The organism is Actinotignum urematis (assembly GCF_051264595.1).
Classification (GTDB): domain Bacteria; phylum Actinomycetota; class Actinomycetes; order Actinomycetales; family Actinomycetaceae; genus Actinotignum; species Actinotignum timonense_A.
This window is the reverse complement of sequence record NZ_JBOZBG010000007.1, coordinates 22,002-40,305: the sequence shown is the minus strand read 5'-3', so window position 1 is coordinate 40,305 and position 18,304 is coordinate 22,002. Positions and strand designations below refer to the sequence as shown.

14 protein-coding genes are annotated in these 18,304 nt (G+C 61.7%); 3 read left to right on the top strand and 11 right to left on the bottom strand.

Annotated features, from left to right (window positions below; translation table 11 throughout):
- Positions 1-153 precede the first annotated feature (153 nt).
- The gene (locus ACRQDJ_RS04810; protein ID WP_435717844.1) at positions 154-3,282 is read left to right on the top strand and encodes a Cna B-type domain-containing protein; all 3,129 of its coding nucleotides are present in this window, start codon (positions 154-156) and stop codon (positions 3,280-3,282) included.
- Between the two features lie 239 nt (positions 3,283-3,521).
- Here the strand turns inward: ACRQDJ_RS04810 and ACRQDJ_RS04805 are convergent, their stop codons facing one another.
- The 7 genes from ACRQDJ_RS04805 to dapA all read right to left on the bottom strand — a co-directional run bounded on the left by ACRQDJ_RS04805 (position 3,522) and on the right by dapA (position 10,953).
- Positions 3,522-3,947: an alpha-amylase family protein gene (locus tag ACRQDJ_RS04805; RefSeq protein WP_284895978.1), complete on the bottom strand. Its 426-nt coding sequence runs from the start codon at positions 3,945-3,947 to the stop codon at positions 3,522-3,524.
- A gap of 297 nt (positions 3,948-4,244) precedes the next feature.
- Positions 4,245-4,508 carry a hypothetical protein gene (locus ACRQDJ_RS04800; RefSeq protein ID WP_284895975.1) on the bottom strand — a complete coding sequence of 88 codons (264 nt, stop codon included), beginning with the start codon at positions 4,506-4,508 and terminating at the stop codon, positions 4,245-4,247.
- 79 nt (positions 4,509-4,587) lie between these two features.
- Entirely contained in the window at positions 4,588-5,727 is a 1,140-nt protein-coding gene (locus tag ACRQDJ_RS04795; RefSeq protein ID WP_284895973.1) for a glycerate kinase, read from the bottom strand.
- Between the two features lie 207 nt (positions 5,728-5,934).
- Entirely contained in the window at positions 5,935-7,269 is a 1,335-nt protein-coding gene (locus ACRQDJ_RS04790; RefSeq protein WP_284895970.1) for an enolase C-terminal domain-like protein, read from the bottom strand.
- A 242-nt stretch (positions 7,270-7,511) separates the two neighbouring features.
- Positions 7,512-8,408, bottom strand: coding sequence for a 2-hydroxy-3-oxopropionate reductase (garR, locus tag ACRQDJ_RS04785; RefSeq protein WP_284889828.1), 897 nt, complete (start codon positions 8,406-8,408; stop codon positions 7,512-7,514).
- A 157-nt stretch (positions 8,409-8,565) separates the two neighbouring features.
- The gene (locus ACRQDJ_RS04780) at positions 8,566-9,927 is read right to left on the bottom strand and encodes a gluconate:H+ symporter (RefSeq protein ID WP_435717841.1); all 1,362 of its coding nucleotides are present in this window, start codon (positions 9,925-9,927) and stop codon (positions 8,566-8,568) included.
- Positions 9,928-10,065: 138 nt separating this feature from the next.
- Positions 10,066-10,953, bottom strand: coding sequence for a 4-hydroxy-tetrahydrodipicolinate synthase (gene dapA, locus ACRQDJ_RS04775; RefSeq protein ID WP_016442120.1), 888 nt, complete (start codon positions 10,951-10,953; stop codon positions 10,066-10,068).
- Between the two features lie 316 nt (positions 10,954-11,269).
- Between dapA and ACRQDJ_RS04770 the strand changes: the two genes are divergently transcribed.
- Together ACRQDJ_RS04770 and ACRQDJ_RS04765 are read left to right on the top strand one after the other, a co-directional pair.
- Positions 11,270-12,034 carry an IclR family transcriptional regulator gene (locus ACRQDJ_RS04770; RefSeq protein WP_284903864.1) on the top strand — a complete coding sequence of 255 codons (765 nt, stop codon included), beginning with the start codon at positions 11,270-11,272 and terminating at the stop codon, positions 12,032-12,034.
- A 340-nt stretch (positions 12,035-12,374) separates the two neighbouring features.
- Positions 12,375-13,505, top strand: a complete 1,131-nt coding sequence (locus tag ACRQDJ_RS04765) for an L-talarate/galactarate dehydratase (protein WP_434736382.1) — start codon at positions 12,375-12,377, stop codon at positions 13,503-13,505.
- A 133-nt stretch (positions 13,506-13,638) separates the two neighbouring features.
- Here the strand turns inward: ACRQDJ_RS04765 and ACRQDJ_RS04760 are convergent, their stop codons facing one another.
- The 4 genes from ACRQDJ_RS04760 to ACRQDJ_RS04745 form a co-directional block, all read right to left on the bottom strand.
- On the bottom strand, positions 13,639-13,965 hold the full coding sequence (locus tag ACRQDJ_RS04760) for a hypothetical protein (RefSeq protein WP_435706371.1): 327 nt from the start codon (positions 13,963-13,965) through the stop codon (positions 13,639-13,641).
- Between the two features lie 365 nt (positions 13,966-14,330).
- Positions 14,331-15,221 carry a dihydrodipicolinate synthase family protein gene (locus ACRQDJ_RS04755; protein WP_284903868.1) on the bottom strand — a complete coding sequence of 297 codons (891 nt, stop codon included), beginning with the start codon at positions 15,219-15,221 and terminating at the stop codon, positions 14,331-14,333.
- A 153-nt stretch (positions 15,222-15,374) separates the two neighbouring features.
- Positions 15,375-16,961 (bottom strand): L-serine ammonia-lyase, encoded by a 1,587-nt coding sequence (locus tag ACRQDJ_RS04750; protein WP_284903869.1) that lies wholly within the window; start codon positions 16,959-16,961, stop codon positions 15,375-15,377.
- Positions 16,962-17,081: 120 nt separating this feature from the next.
- Positions 17,082-17,936: a GmrSD restriction endonuclease domain-containing protein gene (locus ACRQDJ_RS04745; RefSeq protein ID WP_284903870.1), complete on the bottom strand. Its 855-nt coding sequence runs from the start codon at positions 17,934-17,936 to the stop codon at positions 17,082-17,084.
- Positions 17,937-18,304 lie beyond the last annotated feature (368 nt).

Below are 18,304 nucleotides of genomic sequence, written 5' to 3'. Positions count from 1 at the left end.
TTGTCCACTTTGTGGCATCGGGCATATTTTTTGCGCATACCTAAGTCCTGAGCGCGAAACTGCTCAAAGTACTAAAATAAATAATAATATTGTTCCGGTTTTCAACTTGAAGTATCGTCGCAGCATCGCAGCTGCCTATTCCAAGGAGTGATCATGCCGCAGCCCTCCACCCGCCAGCCGCGCTCCCGCGCGCTCCTGAGTTTCCTGGCGGTTCTCTTCCTTATTCTTGGCTCGCTGATATGGATCACTCCGGGGCCGGCCCGCGCGGCTGATGCCGGCGATGCCAGCGCCACGGCCGATGCCAGCACCACGGCCGATACCAGCCCCGCGGCTGATGCGGCGTCGTCGCCGCGCGCCGTCGTGCAATGTTCGCAAGATCCCAATGACTTGACCTGCCCCGAAGCCCTCCTCACCCAGCGCATTAGCGAGGCCGGAACCACGCCCACCCGTATTATTTTGGGCGCCACGGACACGATGCTCACGCAAACCCTGAAGATTCCCGCCGGCGCGGATATCGAACTCGTCAATGGCGCCCGCGCCCCGTGGGGCACCACCACGTCGGGCCTCAACCGCGAGGACGGCTTCACCGGCACGATGGTGCAGGTGCCGGCCGGTTCCTCCCTCACTTTCGATAATTACGACGGCGGCACTTTCCACCTGCTCAGCCGCGGCGAATGGGTCCCGGGCGGCGGCACCCTTCTGGATGTGCGCGGCAGCCTCACGATTAACGGCGGGGAATTCTCCGGGGTGCGCGGGGCGAAGCAGACCTACCAGGGCGCGATCACCGTCAGCGGGAAAGACGCCAGTTTCACCCTCAATGGCGGGAAAGTTACCGATAATCATCGTGAGCTAGGTAATCCCGGCGCCGTCCAGTACGGCGCGGCTAATATCGCGGTGACCGAGGGCGCCACCTTCGTGATGAACGGCGGGGAGGTCAGCAAGGGCAAAGCTCGCGTTATCGACTCTCAAGGTTACGGTGAAGTCGGCGGGATTGGCCTCTACAAAGGTGGGAACGTCACCATTAACGGCGGAACCATCACGGAAAATTCCGGTTTCGCGGGCGGGATGGTCGCATTCACGTGGCTGTGGTCCAAATCGGATGCCACCCCCGAAAACTCTGCTCGCACCCGCGGCTATATCACGGTCAATGGCGGCACCATTTCGCGTAACCGCGCCTCTTTCTCCGGCGGTGGCATTCTTGCTTTCGGCAACGCGGATATCACTATGAACGGTGGCACCATCGATTCCAATAACGCCCCCAACGGTGGCGGCGTGGGAACGTTCAACCTCTACACCTGGGGTGCTGATGGCACTTGGCAGGAAATCCCCGGCGACGGCATGAACTGGGGTTTCACCCGTGAACAATGGTCCGAGCTTTCTCCGGGCGGTTTCACCATGAACGGCGGCACCATTTCGAATAATTCCAGCTGGCGCACCGGCGGCGGCGTGAACGTGGTGTCCAACAAGGTGCTACTCAACGGCGGCACGATCAGCGGCAATAGGGCAGGTCAGCAAGGCGGCGGTGTTTACGTTGCTACCGCCAATTACACGCTGCACCTCGCCGATACTCTGGTGACAGAAAACGCCGCTTCAGGAATTGGCGGCGGGATCTGGACCTGCCCCACCGGCAACGTGGAAGTCCACGTGGATAACGGCGCCGCTGTTTTCGACAATACAGCCAAGCGCTACGGCGCGGACCTCGCCCACGATAACCTCGGTTCGGTCAGCTCCGCACCAGTGTGGCTTTCGGATAGCATCATCGGCGGCGGCCTGGTGGATTACTACCAGGACAACGAAGGTGCCCGCTTCGATCCGGCGCAGCTGGGCCTGCCCCCGGACCAGCGGCCCTACCCACAGCTCGTCAAGGGGCGCCGTATTTCAAACGAGGGCTTCGCCGCCGTGGTTTCCGATCCCGCTAAGGACGCGGCCCGCGGCGCCGCGCGCCTGATCATTACGGGTAACGCCGCGCCGCGCGGTGCGGGTATCGGCACGAATGGCTCGGTTATTTTCGGCACGTGGGGTCGCGCGCAGGCAACGGTCACGAAACAGTGGTTCTATGAAACGACGACGACGCCAGCTGGCAGCGTGCCCAGTCCGGTACCGGCACGTCCTTCGGATATTGCCTCATCGAGCGTGCCGATGCGCCTGGTCTCCGATACGTCCGCTGAGCTCCTGAATCCGCAGGTGGTGCATGAATTCAGCGTGACGGCTGGCGAGGAGTGGACGAAGAGCTTCACCGATTTGCCCATCCGCAACGATGCCGGGGAGTTTTATGTTTACGCGGTGCAGGAGCTGGACGCGGCCGGTAAGGTCCTAAAAACCAAGGTGCTGGAGCCGTCGCAGCTGCTGGTGCAGCGTGGGGAAGAGTTGCCCGCGCGTCCGAAGTTGGCGGAAGGCATGGCCCCGCCCGAGGTGTGGTTCCTCGGGAAGGTGGCTAATGAGGTGCCCGTGCCGGTGGATATTACGGTCACGAAGCAGTGGGCCTACCGCGATTCGAGCGATCCGGTGCCGGGCGCGGCACAGCCCGAGCAGGTGGAATTCGAACTGCTGCGCGATACCAGCGCGGAGTTCACCCACCCCGAGGTGGTGCAGAGCTTCACCGTGACGAAGGCCGATAACTGGACGCGCACCCTCACCGGGCTGCCCCGCGCCAATGCGGAAGGCGTGGCCTACATGTACGGGCTACGTGAGAAGGGAGCTGGCGCGGGTGATGCTGGCGGTGCCGATGGCGCTGCCGCACCGAACGCAGGGGCGATTGTGCCGGTTCCGGCCGGGCCTGGCACACCTGGACAGCCCGGCACTCCCGAAGCTCCTGGCGCGGACGGCATTATTCATCGCGCGGTGACGGTGGTCAATACCCTGACCCCGCCCCCGCCTACTACGCCACCCACGGTGCCGCCGACGGAGCCTCCGACTCCTCCAACCACGCCGCCGTGCCCGCCCACAACTGAGCCGCCGGTACCGCCGACTACTCCCCCGGCGCCGCCAACGACGCCGCCGGCTCCCCCGACGACTCCACCTACAACGCCGCCGGTGCCGCCCACTCCGAGTGAGCCACCGACGCCGCCCACGGTTCCGCCGAGTACACCTCCGGTAACTCCGCCGGCTACACCGCCGACCGGCACACCTCCAGCTACGACTCCGCCGAGCACTCCTCCCGGAAATCCGCCGCGGATTGTGCGCACCGGCAGCGATGCCCGCACCGGAGCAGCCCTCGCGGGCTCAGCACTCCTCGCCGGCCTCGGAATTCTGGCCTGGCGCCGCATCCGCACAGACCGCTAGGCAAGCCCTGCGCCTAAGCCACGGGGGTGGTACATCGCACGCGATGTACCACCCCCGTCGTCGTTCTTCCAGATAGCCACCCAAGCCCGGCACACCCAAAGTGGTACCAGAACTACATTAACTAGATGATTTCCTGTCGTGGAGTACCACTTTGTTGGGTCACGACCGAGCCGGCTCAGTAGGTGGCAGTGTGGTTGTGAATCGTATCCTTAGGAATGGCCATAATAACTACGACACAACTACTCGGGTCTGTTTTCCACAAAAGATTCGAGGTGATCAAATATGACCGTGCCGTCAACCGTGATAACGATACGTGCCGATAGCGAATTACCGTTAAAGGGGTCTTTCTCGTCTTCGCCGAACTCGTCTCCATACCATGTTACTTCGATATCATCAGCAGTAAGCTCTCGGGGAGACATTACTTTGTAGCGGTGAGGTTCGTCAGGCTTAACATCCACTTTGGAGTACGTCAAGACATGAACATCATCCGCATCTTGCCATATAGAGACAGTGTCGTAAAAGGATTCAATGGAGCATATAAAATCTCCCGGAATAGGTTCTCCCGGCGAAAGTCGAAATGGACCTTCCTGGGTGGAGCACGAGGCAAGGAGACCGGCGAGGAACATAAAACCTGCGGCAATCAGCCTTCGTTTATATTGCTTCACCGCGGTCTCCTTACCCCTAGCATGTGACACTCAACTCGTTGGTATATTTTTACCCCACCGGCCCGAACGAGGAAATGCCATGAAGAGGATCGTGCTCCTTTTTATATCCGCGGGGGCCGGGGCGTAGGCCGCCGGATCCGGTATGTATTTTCCGAGATGTACTGCCGATGTCGTACATACGAAGTACAGCTCAGCAAACACATAGGGCCCCCGCAGGTGCTGGTGTTACTCCTGAGGTTCGACTTATGGATCCTCGGCTTACGGAACCCTTGGAAGGACCGGGGCTAAATGCGCGTTTTAGGAAGCAATTTTATGGGCGTATTTTTGGAAAGCGCCCTGCCGGGAAAGATGGAGATGTTCCCCGATCTGCTCCCATGTAAGACCGTCTTCGCGAGCTTTACGCACGGCCTCAAGTGAGGCTATTTGCGCTTGCTGAGTTGCTATGCGAGCTTTTTCCAGTGCAATAGCAGCCGTATTGGCCTCCATGGTATCGAAGTCGGCCAGCGTGCAGTTCTCAAACCAGTTCGCCATTTCTTCAATGCTCATTTGAGTAGAGTCCATGATTCCTCCTCGCCCTACGTTAACACTTGTTTACCCCAGGGGTCATGGATGGTTTAATCTAGCGGCCGCCACCGCGAAATTATGCTCGCTGGCCGGCGGCGTAGAGGCGCAGGGCGCGCTCGGCGGCGTTTTCCAGGTTCGCCGCGCCCTCCGCGAGCGCCTCATCAAGCGTGCAGGGCCGATCAACAATCGGCACCAGGCCAACGAAACCATGCTCGTACAGGTCCTCGACGCCTTCGCCGAGCTTCCCCGCGAAAGCAATAATCGGCACACCCGTATGCGCGCCCGCGCCAGCCGCCGCGGCGAGCCGCGCCACCCCGGAAAGCGTTTTACCCATGAGGGTTTGGCGATCCATGGCGCCCTCCCCGGTCAGGACCAGATCCGCGCCGGCCATCGCCTCGGCCAGCCCCACGGTTTCCATCACCAGATCCACCCCGGATTCCAGGCTGGCGCCCAGCAGCAAAAACGCGAAACCGAGGCCGCCGGCCGCCCCCGCGCCCGGCGTCTCCTGCACGTCCATCTTCCCGGCAACGGTCGCAAAATTACGCAGCACTCGGTCCAGGAATTCCACGTCCTCCGGCGAAGCGCCCTTCTGCGGCCCGTAAATCGCGGAAGCCCCGCGCTCGCCGAGCAGCGGATTATCCACATCACAGGCCACCCGGATGGTCACGCCAGCCAGGCGAGGATCCAGACCGCTGAAATCCGCCCGCGCCAGCCGCACCATTTCCGCCGGGGTGGTGCCCAGCTCGGTGGCGGCGTCGTCGTAAAAACGTGCGCCGAGTGCGGCGAGCATCCCGGCACCGCCGTCGTTCGTGGCGGAACCACCCAGGCCCACCAGAATTTCGGTGGCGCCCTCGTCAAGCGCCCGCGCAATAAGTTGCCCCACCCCGGTGCTATCCGAGCGGCGAATATCGCGTTCCTCGGGGCGCAGCTGATCCAAGCCCACCGCGGCGGCGCTTTCAAAAATGGCGCGCTCCCCCGCGAGCGCCAGCTCGGCCGTCACGGTAGCCCCGCGCACCCCGGCCACCGGAAGCGTAATCACGCGGGCGCCCAGCGCATCGGCAATGGCGCGGGCGAAACCTTCGCCGCCGTCCGCCATGGGAACCTCCACGCATTGCGCATCGGGAATAGCCCGCCGCGCCCCGGCCGCGAGCGCCGCGGCCGCCCGGGCCGCCGTCATGGATTCTTTGAAGCTATCGGGGCAGCACACAATTTTCATGGCAGAGCCTTTCACACTGGTATCTACGGTTTCGCCGTGCTGAGTCACGCTGATGCTAAAACTATCGAAAGCTACAGAAGCGCTCTCGAAACGCTATCGAAAAATACGCGGGGCACGCGAACGCGAGGAAATGGAGAAAACCCGCGCCCGCGCACCCCGCGCGATAGGAACACTGGTCGCTAGGAACTAGCGTATGCGGTCGCCGACTTAGCGCACCAGTGCTGGCTTCTTATTGTCGAACTTCCAGCCGGGGATGAGGTACTGCATGCCGATGGCGTCGTTGCGCGCCCCGCCGCCTTCCACCTTCTCCTTGTAGAGTTCGTGCGCCGCGAGGATCTGGTCCATATCGGGCTCGATGCCCAGGCCCGGGCGCTGCGGGATCGTGAGCTTGCCGTCCACGATCTTCAGCGGTTCCTTGGTGAGGCGCTCCACGCCTTCCTGCCAGATCCAGTGGGTATCCAGCGCGTTGTATTCGCCCGGGGCCGCCGCGCCGCAGTGGGCGATCTGGGCCAGGGAAATATCGAAGTGGTTATTGGAGTGGCAGCCCCAGGTCATGCCCATATCGTGGCAGAGCTGGGCCACGCGCACCGAGCCGCGCATCGTCCAGAAGTGCGGGTCGGCCAGCGGGATGTCCACGGATTGCAGGGTCAGCGAGTGGGTCATCTGGCGCCAGTCGGTATTAACCATATTGGTGGCGGTGGGCAGGCCGGTGGCCTTGCGGAACTCGTTGAGGATCTCGCGGCCGGAGAACCCATTTTCGGCACCGCAGGGATCCTCGGCGTAGGTGAGGATGCCGACCTTGTCCTTGCACAGCTCGATGGCTTCCTTGAGGGACCACGCGCCGTTGGGGTCAAGGGTGATGCGGGCCTCGGGGAAGCGTTTCTTGAGGGCCACAATCGCCTTCATTTCTTCGGCGCCTTCCAGCACGCCGCCCTTGAGCTTGAAGTCCTGGAATCCGTAGAGATCGTGGGTGGCTTCCGCGAATTTCACGATCGCTTCGGGGGTGAGGGCTTCTTCGTGGCGGATGCGGTACCATTCCACATCCGAATCCTTTTCGCGCAGGTAGGGCAGGTCCGTTTTATCCGGGTCGCCCACGTAGAAGAGGTAGCCGAGGGCCCGCACCTGGTCGCGCTGCTGGCCTTCGCCCAGGAGCGCGGCCACCGGCACGTTGAGGAACTGGCCGAAAAGATCCAGAGTGGCTGCTTCCAGCGCGGTGACGGCGTGGACGGTGGTGCGCAGATCGAAGGTTTGCAGGCCGCGCCCGCCGGCATCGCGATCCGCGAAGCGCTCGCCCACTTCGCGCAGGAAATTATTGTAATCGGCGAGGGAACGCCCCAGCACAATATCTTTGGCGTCCTCGATGGTGCGGGTAATTTTCTCACCGCCGGGGACTTCGCCGATACCAACGTTTCCGCTGGAATCTTCCATCACCACCACGTTACGGGTGAAGTAGGGGCCGTGCGCGCCCGAGAGGTTGAGTTCCATGCAGTCGTGGCCGGCAACCGGGTAAACATCGATTTTCTTAATTGTGGGAACTGACATCGTTGTCTTTCTTGTTTGGGCGCTGCGCGGATTGTGCGCGCGGCGCGGGTGGGTACGTGGGTGGTACGTGTAGTGCGGGTAATACGGGTAGTACGGGTAGTACGGGTAGTACGACGACGCCGCCAGCTGGCCGCCGGCCGGCCGGTCAGGGGAGGTTCCTTTCCGGCCGGGCCGGCGCGGTAGCCAGCCGCATCATGCCGGCCGCGCGGCTAGGAGTCACATTCCCGCGGCCAGCGGGGGCTTTACTCGGGCAGGCCCGGGTGCAGCTCGATATTCGCGAGCTTCTCGTAGAAGCGCACGAGGGAGGAGTGGTCCTCACCGGCATGGTCATCGCCCTCGAGTACCGACATCATCTCGCGCACCTGGGCGGTGAGCGGAAGCGCGGAATTGACCCCGTGGCCGGTGTCCATCACGTTATTGAGGTCCTTGATATGCAGGTTGATGCGGAAGCCCGGCTTGAAATTGCGGGCCAGCATCATGGGAACCTTGGCGTCCATCACCGTGGAGCCAGCCAGCCCGCCGCGGATGGCGCGGTACACGGCTTCCGGATCCACCCCGGCCTTCTGGGCCATGGTGAAGGCTTCGGCGCAGGCGGCAATATTGATCGCCACGATGGCCTGGTTGGCCAGCTTGGCAATATTGCCGGCCCCGATGGGCCCCACGTAGGTAACATCCCCGGCCATCACGCCGAGCACGTCCTTGACCTCGTTGAAGAGTTCTTCTTCACCGCCGACCATCACGGACATGGTGCCGTCGATGGCCTTCGGTTCGCCGCCGGAGACCGGGGCGTCCAGCATCCGCACGCCGGCCTTTTCCAGGCCCGCGGCCACTTCGCGCGAGGCGAGGGGCGCGATGGAGGACATATCAACGTAGATGAGCCCTTCGCGAGCGCCTTCGATAATGCCGCCTTCGCCCAGGGCCACCGCCTTGACGTGGGGGGAATTCGGAAGCATGGTGATGACCAGGTCGGCCTTCTCCGCCGCTTCCTTACCATTGGCAACGGCGGTCGCTCCGGCTTCCACCACCTCGGCAACAGCTTCGGCATTGTGGTCGTTCACGAAGAGTTCGTGGCCGGCCTTGAGGAGGTTCTTCGCCATGGGCTTGCCCATAATGCCAAGACCGATAAATCCGATCTTCATGGAGTTTTTCCTTCCTTTTTGTATGATCGTCAGGTTGGTGTTTCCAACGGGCGGAGCGTGTCACGTGGGGTGGGGCGCTCCGTTTTTATGCACACCATTCCTCGCGAGGGTGGGCCGACGACGCAGCTGCGCCGTCGTACCCCCTATTTCTCCAGCGTTAAGCCGGAACCACGAGGCTCAGCAACAGGCAGGCGCCCAAGCCGAGCACGGAGAGCAGGGAGGTGTAGGTGGTGCGGACCTTGATGGTTTCCGCCACCGAGAGCCCGAGGAATTCCTTGAACATCCAGAACCCGGGGTCGTTCACGTGCGAGGCCATAATGGAACCGCACGCGGTCGCCAGGGTCATGATTTCGGGGCTCACCCCGCCGCCGGCGATCATCGGCACCGCGATACCGGCCGCGGCCACCACGGCCACCGAAGCCGAACCGAGGGCCACGCGCATAAGCGCGGCAATAAGCCAAGCGATAATAATCGGGGAGAGGCTGAGGTTTTCGGTAATGGAAAGAATGTAATCGGAAATGCCGCCGTTCTTGAGCACGGCCGCGAAGGCGCCGCCACCGCCGATGATGAACACAATCATCGCGATGGACTTCACCGAAGCCGCGCAGGACGCCATGATCTTATCCATCGGTACCTTGCGGACCAGGCCGAAGTAGGCCACCGCCACCAGCAGGGAGATCATGAGGGCGAACCAGTCGTGGCCGATGAAGGCCATCACTTTGGTGACCGCGTGCTCGTGGCCCAGGGTCACTTCGAGGATGGCGTGCCCGCCGATGAGGATAACCGGGAGGGCGGTGATGCACAGCGAGGCCCAGAAGCCCGGCATTTCTTCGTCGGTCCATTCCTTTTCGTTGACCAGGCCGGCCGGCGGGCGGGCGGTCACGGACTTGACGAAGGGCAGGCGCGGCCACATGATCGCGACCACGGCGCCCAGCGGAATGGCGAAGATAAGGCCGTAAAGCATGGTCAGGCCGATGGAGGCGTCGTACATATTCGCCACGGCCGAGGGGCCCGGGTGGGGCGGAAGGAAGGAGTGCATCGTGGACAGCGCGATCGCCATGGGCATCGCCAGCCACATGACCGGGATCTTGTAGGCCCGGCACACGGCGAAGACGATGGGGATGATGATGACGAAGGCGGTCTCGTAGAAGAGCACAACGCCCACGAGGAAGGACACGATAACAATCGCGAGCTGGGAATGCTTGATTCCGAACTTGTTAATCATGGTGGTGGCGAGGCGGTTCGCCGCGCCCATATCCGCCATGAAAACGCCGAGCATGGCGCCGAAGCCGAGGAGCAGCACGAGTTTACCGGTCTGCCCGCCCACGCCCGATTGGATGACGTCAAGGAGTCCCTTGACCTTCTCACCCTTATCGTCGACGGTTGCCAGGAGAGGCATACCCTGCGCCATGCCCACCACGACCGAGACGATGACGAGGGCAATAAAGCCATTCATCTTCAGCACGATCATGAGGAACAGGAGAAGAGCAATGCCAAGTGCGAGGATTACTAGTGGCATGGTTTTTCCTTAGTTTCCAATCTCATCACTGAGAGAGCCGGATGCGGCGCTGCGGTTTTCCCGCGGCGAGGCGTGCTACAGGCACAGCTACTCCGCAGGCACCGGCAGAACCGCGCGGCATGTTGAGCCGCGAGCGGCTTAGATATTGGTGACCGCTTCGACGGCCTTTTCGAGCGCCGGGCGGAATTCGGGGGCAAGTTCACGGGCCGGTGCGAAGCAGTAGCCCGCTTCCACACCAGCCATGCGCAGGCCTTCCTTGAGGACCACCGGGAAGGTGGCCACGTCCACGAGGTTGCGCAGCGGCGAGAGCGCATTTTGCAATTCGAGGGCGCGTTCGCGGTTGCCGGCGCGGTATTCGTTGTAAATGCTGGAAACGAGCTTGGGCGCAATATTCGCGGTGGAGGCGATGGCGCCGGCGGCTCCCAGGCACAGGGCCGGGTAGATGAGGGTATCGCGGCCCATGATCACATCGAAGTCATCGGGGAGTTCGCGGATATAGTCCCCGGTCAGGGTTAGGTTTCCGGCGGAATCCTTGATGCCGATGATATTGGGGACATCCACCAATTCGAGCATGGTCTTCAGGGCCACTGGGACCTGGGTGCGCCCCGGATTGGAGTACACCAGGATGGGCAGATCGGTTTCCGCCGCGATGTTCTTATAGTGTTCGACCAGTTCGGACTGGGTGGGGGTCATGAAGTAGGGGGTGAGGACCGAAAGAGCGGATACCCCGCCCACTTCCTGGACCATATGCGCGGTTTTAATGCAATCGCGCGTGGTAATTTCCGAGGCGCCGGCGTAGACCGGGACCCGGCCATTGGCTTGCTCCACGGCGATTTCAACAACGCGGCGCTTTTGGGCATTATCGAGGCCGTAGATTTCGCCGGAGCTGCCGAGCACGAAAATACCGTGCACGCCGTTGGTAATCGTGTAGTCAATGACGTCGCGCAGACCCTGCTCCAGCAAGTTTCCTTCGCGATCTAAGGGAGTGACGAGAGCGGGAATCACGCCTTCTGCATGGAACTCCATAGTTCTCCTTGGTTGCGGCTTCAGTTTCGACTTCAGCAACGAAGTTCGAAACTTTGTGGACAGTCAGCTACGTATGTAGACACTAGTATTAAAACGCGATTGCGGTACTACAGGCTGGGACTAACGTCTGAGGTATGCAGAGCGACACAGGCGTGCAGCGGCGCAGTTCCGGGGAACTTGTTGCGCTGTCCTTTACTATGGAACCTAGAGAAATGGAAGAAATCATCGTGGTACCGTGGCATCCCTGAGGTACCCCACAGCGCGTGGCGTTTTACCGCTCGCCGTGGTACCGCGGCTACGAAGGTGTTGGATTCGTTTGAGAGCTACAAGCACACATAGTGGCGGTGTTCGCCCCGTAAAATCTGCCTCGCGCACGGTTGACCTGCTCGAATTCCTCGGCAGGCGCATTGCCGACCCGCCGCGCTTGGCGGAAATCTGCACGGAGTTAGATGCGCCACGCTCCTCCACCTACGCACTGCTGCGCACCCTCATCGACGCCGAATGGGTGCAGGCTACCTCCACGGATCGCTATATGCTGGGCATTCGCGCGCTCACCGTGGGCACGGCCTATATTGATGCGGATCCCTACGTGCGGATTGTGCGCCCGATCCTGGTGGACCTGGCGAAGGAGCACGGGGAAACCTTCCACATGGGCCGTTTCGATAACGCGGAAATCGTGTATCTGCTTACTCAACAATCCGATCGGTCCACCCGCACCTATTCGCGCGTGGGGCGCCGCCTGCCCGCCGCGGCCACCGGGCTGGGCAAGGCCGTGCTGGCCCACCGCCCCGAGGACATTCCGGAGGAGTTGGTGGAGCTGACCGCGCGGACGATCACTTCGCCGGCGCAGCTGCGCAAGAACCTCAAGGAAACCGCCGCGCGCGGGTACGCCATTGATAACGAGGAAAATACCCTCGGCCTGCATTGCGTGGCATTTTCCCTCCCTTACGAAAGCCCGGTGCGCGACGCCATCTCCTGCTCGGTTCCTAGCGCGCGCTGGAGTGCCGAACGCGAAGCGGAGATCGCGGCCGCCATGCGCACGGCCGTCAATCGGATTCTCGATTCCGCGCCGATTGCGTAGCGGGAGTTCCGCGACGCGGTAGTGTTGCGGCGTTTGCGTAGCGCAGATTCAGCGGCGCGGTAGTGTTGCGGCGATTGGGTAGCGCCGATTTAGCGGCGCGGTAGTGTTGCGACGCGCGTTAGCGTAGCGAGCGCTACCGCGCGTTTTTAACGACGCCGCCAGCTGGCTTTCTCCCCATTAGCCGCGAAAGTGCGCCGCCTGGGGACTTATGTCACATTTGCCCCGGTCTACATGTGTAGATACTTGTACTGCCCGCAAATATGATGGCGTCGTGTGTATACCACTGCACGGGCGTCTTTCCGGCATATCTCAGGCAGACCCCAAGGCAAAGGAGCATATTGTGAGCCGGGATACCATCGCACACGTGAAGCTTTCTCACGTTATTTTGCCACTGAACAACCCGATTTCTGACGCAAAGGTGTTCACCGGGCGGCAAAAGCCCATGACCGAGGTGAATTTCCTCTTCTGCGAGATCGAAACAACCGATGGCCATTCCGGAGTTGGTTTTTCGTATTCGAAGCGGGCGGGTGGACCGGCCCAATTCGCCCACGCTTCCGAGGTCGCCGATAACCTCATCGGGGAAGATCCCAACGATATTGACCGGCTGCGCGTGAAGCTACTGTGGGCCGGGGCTTCGGTGGGGCGCAGCGGGGTGGCGGTGCAGGCCATTGCCGCCATTGATGTGGCTCTGTGGGATTTGAAGGCGAAGCGGGCCGGGCTGCCGCTCTCCAAGCTTATTGGCGCCCACCGGGATTCCATCCGTACCTACAACACCTCCGGCGGCTTCCTCTCCTCGCCGCTGGAAGAAGTGATCGAGAATGCGCTGACTTCCAAGGAGAAGGGCATTGGCGGTATCAAGATCAAGGTGGGTCACCCGGATCACCAGGTGGATTACACCCGCGTCAAGGCGGTGCGCGAGGCGCTGGGCGATGACTTCCCGCTCATGGTGGATGCGAATCAGCAGTGGGATCGCCCCACCGCGAACCGCATGTGCGAGTGGCTGGAAGAATTCAATCTGGTGTGGATTGAGGAACCGCTGGATGCCTACGATTACGAAGGCCATGCGGAGCTCGCGCGGCGTTTCATCACCCCGATTGCTACCGGTGAGATGCTCGCTTCGGTGGCCGAGCACGTCAAACTCATCGAGAACCACTCCTGCGATTTCATTCAGCCGGACGCTCCGCGCGTGGGCGGCGTTTCGGAGTTCCTCAAACTGACGAAGCTGGCCGAGCATGCCGGCCTACAGCTCGCCCCGCATTTCGCCATGGAGATCCACTCCCACCTGGCGGCCACCTATTCCCTGGAGCCGTGGGTGGAGCACTTCACCTGGCTCGATCCGCTCTTCAATGAGCACATGGAAATCAAGGGCGGCCGCATGATTGTTTCTGACCGGCCCGGCCTGGGGGTGACTCTTTCCGATCAGCTGCGCGCCTGGACGGTGAATACCTTCGAAGTCGGTAAGCGGCGCTAACGGGAACGCGCCCCTCAACCGTTCGGCAACTGCGAGCCGCATCGAGATGAACAACAGTTCATCTCGCAGTCGAACCTAGAGAAAACTGGGGCGTGATTGACGGCTATACGCTGACAATCACGCCCCAAGGGTACTAATTTTCGCTTCCTATAGCGAGGTTTTCCCTCCGATATTTATAGCCGACCGCATAGCCCACTACGAGGATAACGACGGCGAATCGCGTCCATGACGAATTCTGTATTACGAGCAGTGCTATTGCACTTGCCATATAGAATCCCGCGTGGAGGATTTCCGTGAGACCTTCCCGCCGCCGCCAAGAAAAACTCCACAGCGTTACAGGAACCAGAAGAACGGCCTCAAGAATAACCGGGATGTCAGTCCATCCCACCTGCTCAAGATTGGCAGCGAGGGCTACCAGGATTCCGCCCCACACCACCTCTGGGAATAGACGCCACCACATCGTTCCCCTCCTTATTTCACGGAGCTTCAATTCTTGCCACATTCGGAGTTCCGTCATCAGCGACGCAACTTGGCGAAATTCTTGCGGAGAAGCGTATCTCATATTAGATACATTATTAACATACACGTCAGTGCAGTATTTGAGCAATGTTTCAATCGGAGGGTGGGCTATTTTTCGACCGTCGATTCTGCGTTTTTGTGACAGTCGCCGATGACTGCGAAATACCCGAGCAACGGCGTGGGCAAGGAACACAGTGGCCGGTTGGCCCCGGGGGGGGCGGATTTTCCACCCACCCCGGGCGTCGTCGTATTTAATGCGCGATATTTAGTGCACGGTACTTAACGCGGCACTTAATGCGCGTTTATTTATGCGCGTACCTCGCGCAGCAGCGTCGCGATTTTCTCCGAATCCTCCGCGCTCAGCGGGACCTGCGGGGCACGCATCAACGGCGAGCACTCCACCCCGCACAAACGCACCCCCTCCTTAATCGCAGCAATGAAAATATCACCGATCTCATACACCGCAGCCAAACGCGTAATCTTCCCCAACTCCACAGCCGCGCGCGTAACATCCCCGGCCTCATACGCCGCATGCATCGCCGCAAACACCTCAGGAATCAAATTCGTGAGACCCGAGAGCACCCCAGCCCCGCCACACACCCGATTCCCAATGTAATACTCATCAAAACCAGAAAGCACCGCGAAATCCGGGCGCGCCTTCTTCACCTCACGAATCACCCGGCGCGTATGACTCTGGGTATCCACCGTATCCTTGAGCGCCACAATATTTTCGTGCCGGGCAGCCAGCTCAGCCACCAACTCCGGACTCAAATCCGCACCCGTACGCTCCGGGAAGTTATAAAGCATCACAGGAAGCTGCGTCGCGCCCGCAACCGCGTCATAAAAATCAAGCGCCCGCCCGTGCGAATGCCCGAAATAGAAGGGCGGGAGGGCCACCACGCCATCCACACCAGCCGCCTCAGCAGCCGCGATATTCTCCAGCACCTCACCCAAACGCGCCGCGCTCACCCCGGCCAGCACCTGGAAACGCCCCGCGGCCTGCTTGACCGCGAACTTCAAGAACTCGGCCTTCTCCTCGGTAGAGAAAGAGAAAAACTCCCCAATCGAGCCGAAGAAGAGCACCCCGTTGAGCCCGGACTCGGCAAGACGATCAATATGGGCAGCCATCGCCGGATAATCAATCGCACCCGAATCGTCGATCAACGTGACCGACGGGCAATACACACCAGAAAACATTCCAACCCCTTGTCAGTGGCGCGCGGCCGGCCACCCCGAATGGGCGGCATGCCGCGGCAGTCGTTCATACATCTATTATGGAACTAAGTTCCACCTAATGGGACTGTGCGGGGCTTGCGCTACGTCACATTTCGGGGATGCCGCACGGTACGGCTAGCACTCCACCACGTTAACCGCGAGCCCGCCCTCCGAAGTTTCCTTATATTTGGAGAGCATATCCATCCCGGTTTGGCGCATGGTTTCCACCACGGTATCAAAGGAGACGGTGTGGGAGCCGTCGCCCCACAGCGCGATATAGGCAGCATTAATGGATTTCACCGCGGCCATGGCGTTGCGTTCAATGCACGGAATTTGCACCAGGCCACCCACCGGATCGCACGTGAGGCCAAGAGAATGCTCCATAGCAATTTCCGCGGCATTTTCCACCTGAGCAGGGGTGCCGCCCAGGGCTTCCGCGAAACCGGCAGCCGCCATTGCTGATGCTGAACCGACTTCACCCTGGCAGCCCACTTCCGCCCCGGCAATGGACGCATTTGTCTTAATAATTCCGCCGATGGCCGCCCCGGCGAGCAAAAAATTATACATTCCCTCACGGGTGGCCCCGGGCACGAACCGTTCATAATACGTGAGGACCGCGGGAACGACGCCGGCCGCGCCGTTCGTCGGCGCGGTGACGATCCGGTGGCCGGCCGCATTTTCTTCGTTGATCGCCAGGGCGAAAAGATTCACCCACCCGAGGGCTTCCAGCTGGTCCGCGCGATGCCCCGCCGCGGTTTTTTCCTCCAGCTCACGGGCCAGCCCGGGGGCGCGCCGCTTCACGCGCAGCCCGCCCGGAAGCGTCCCCTCCGTGGCAATCCCGGCTTTAATGGCCTCGTCCATGACCGCGTGCACCCGATCCATATGGGCAATAACCGCCGGCTGCGGGCGCAGCGCGGTTTCGTTAGCGAGCGCGAGTTCAGAAATGCGCATGCCAGTTTCGGAACAGAGCTCCAGCAGCCGAGCGGCGGTGAAAAAAGGATAGGGGACCGCGGTCTGGGCGGCCTCGGCCTGTTCTTCCGTGGCGAGCGGCGCCACCCGCGGTTGGGCCGGATCGCCCAGCTCTTCCATCACGAAACCGCCACCCACCGAATAATACGTATGTTCAGCGAGGAGCTCCCCTTCCGCCCAGGCGCGCAAAGTTAACGCATTTACGTGGTAGGGCAAAATATCACGCGGGCGAAAAATAATATCGCGGTCGCGCACGAAAGGCGTGGGCTCGAAACCGGGCACGGTGAGGGTGCCGGAAGAATCGATAGCAGCTTCCATGCCGTCCACCACCGCGATGGACACGTTTTCCGGGCTGTACCCGGACAGCCCGAGGAGGACCGCGCGGTCGGTATTATGCCCGCGCCCGGTGGCGGCCAGGGAACCGAAGAGATCCACGCGCAGGCTCGTGATGCGGGCGCCCGGGGCGCGGGCGGCCAGCAGCGTTGCGAAATGCAGCCCGGCGCGCATGGGCCCCACCGTATGCGACGACGACGGGCCTATCCCCACCCGGAACATATCGCATACCCCCAGGGGATTCGCGCGGGTTTCCTCCTCTCCGGATTCGCCGGTGGTCCCGGTTACTTGCGTTTCGCCGGCGAGGATGGCGGCGGGCAGGGCGGTGTGCGGGGTGCCGGGGTGACGTTCGCTGAGGGAAACCGGGACGGTATGTGCGGCGTCGTCGAAATCAGGATTGAGCCTTAAACGCGAGGTCATACATGTCCTTCCGGTTGCTGGTCACGCACCGTTTGTGATCATACGGCAAGCGGCCGGGAGCTGCGCGCCCCCGGCCACTTTTGTGCTTGCCTGTGTGGCTATCTGGCTACTGCCCTCAGGCTACTTACCCGCCGGGCCTTCCCAGCCGGGAACCAGCTGGTTCGGGCAGGTCTGCAAGTACTGGGCGAAAGCATCGTGCTCGGCCTGGGTGACAGTCAGCCCGTAGGTGGCCTTCACGCCGATCTGCCGCGCGACGTACTGGCAGGTGAAGTTCTTGTTCGCGGGGACCCACTCAGCGGCGGAACGCCCGGCCTTTTCCTTGGCCTGGTCCGCGGAGACGGCCTGCATATTGCGCGGGTCGCTGGCGAAAGCGGCGCGCTGCTCGTCCGTGAACTGGTTGGCGCCCGAAGCCCAAGCGTTATCGAGGCTGACGATGCGGTCCACCACCACGGTCTTGGTGCCGGCTTCCGGGCGCGCGTAATCAACCATATTGCCGGTGTAGCTATCCACCAGGGTGCCGTAGGCGATACCGCAGCCGGAGGTGCCGGGCTGCACACCCACGTTCACGAGGTCGCGGCGCAGAATGTCCGTGTAGACGTTACATTCGTCTTCGTTCAGACCGGCCGCATTGGGACCGAACTTCGCCGGATCGGCCTTATCGGTGGCGGAAGGTTCGGCAACTGTGAGGGTGCCGAGAAGTTCGGTTGCGCTTTGCGGGTGGGCCGGGTTCGGGATGACTGCCGGGAGCTTTTCCGGCGGGGTTTCCGAAGCGCCGGGAGTGACGACGGCGGAGCTAGCGGCAGGTGAGGTAGCGGGAGCGGAGGTGGCGGCAGCCTCATCACTACTCTTGGTGCATGCCCCCATCATCCCCGCGAGAATAGCCAAGGACCCCATGGCGGCGGCGCACTTCGCAAGCGAGGTGCGGGCGGTGGTGGATGCGCCGTGGCCGGCGCTGCCAAAACTAGTGCGTGGCATGACTTCCTTCTCTTTTCGTTCTCTTCTCGAATAGATAAAACTGCACGGCGCCGAAACGCCGCGTGACAATGGTAGACAAGCAACCGCGCGGATTCAAAGGCGGGGCGCATGGTGGAATACCAGGTGGACGCGGTGCCTGGGGTGCGCGGCGGTGGTGGTATGCTGCGGGCCGGTTTGCGGCGCGGGGCGTGTGCGTGCGGTGCAGCGGGGCGGGCGCGGCCGGGCGCGCGTGCGGTACGACGACGCATTCACGACGCCAGGCCGGGCTGAATCCGGCGCGGGCGGACATATATAAGTTTCGAGCTGTACTGCATACGTAACACAAACGAAGTACGGCCCTGAAAACAAGGTGCCCCGCCCGGAGCCAG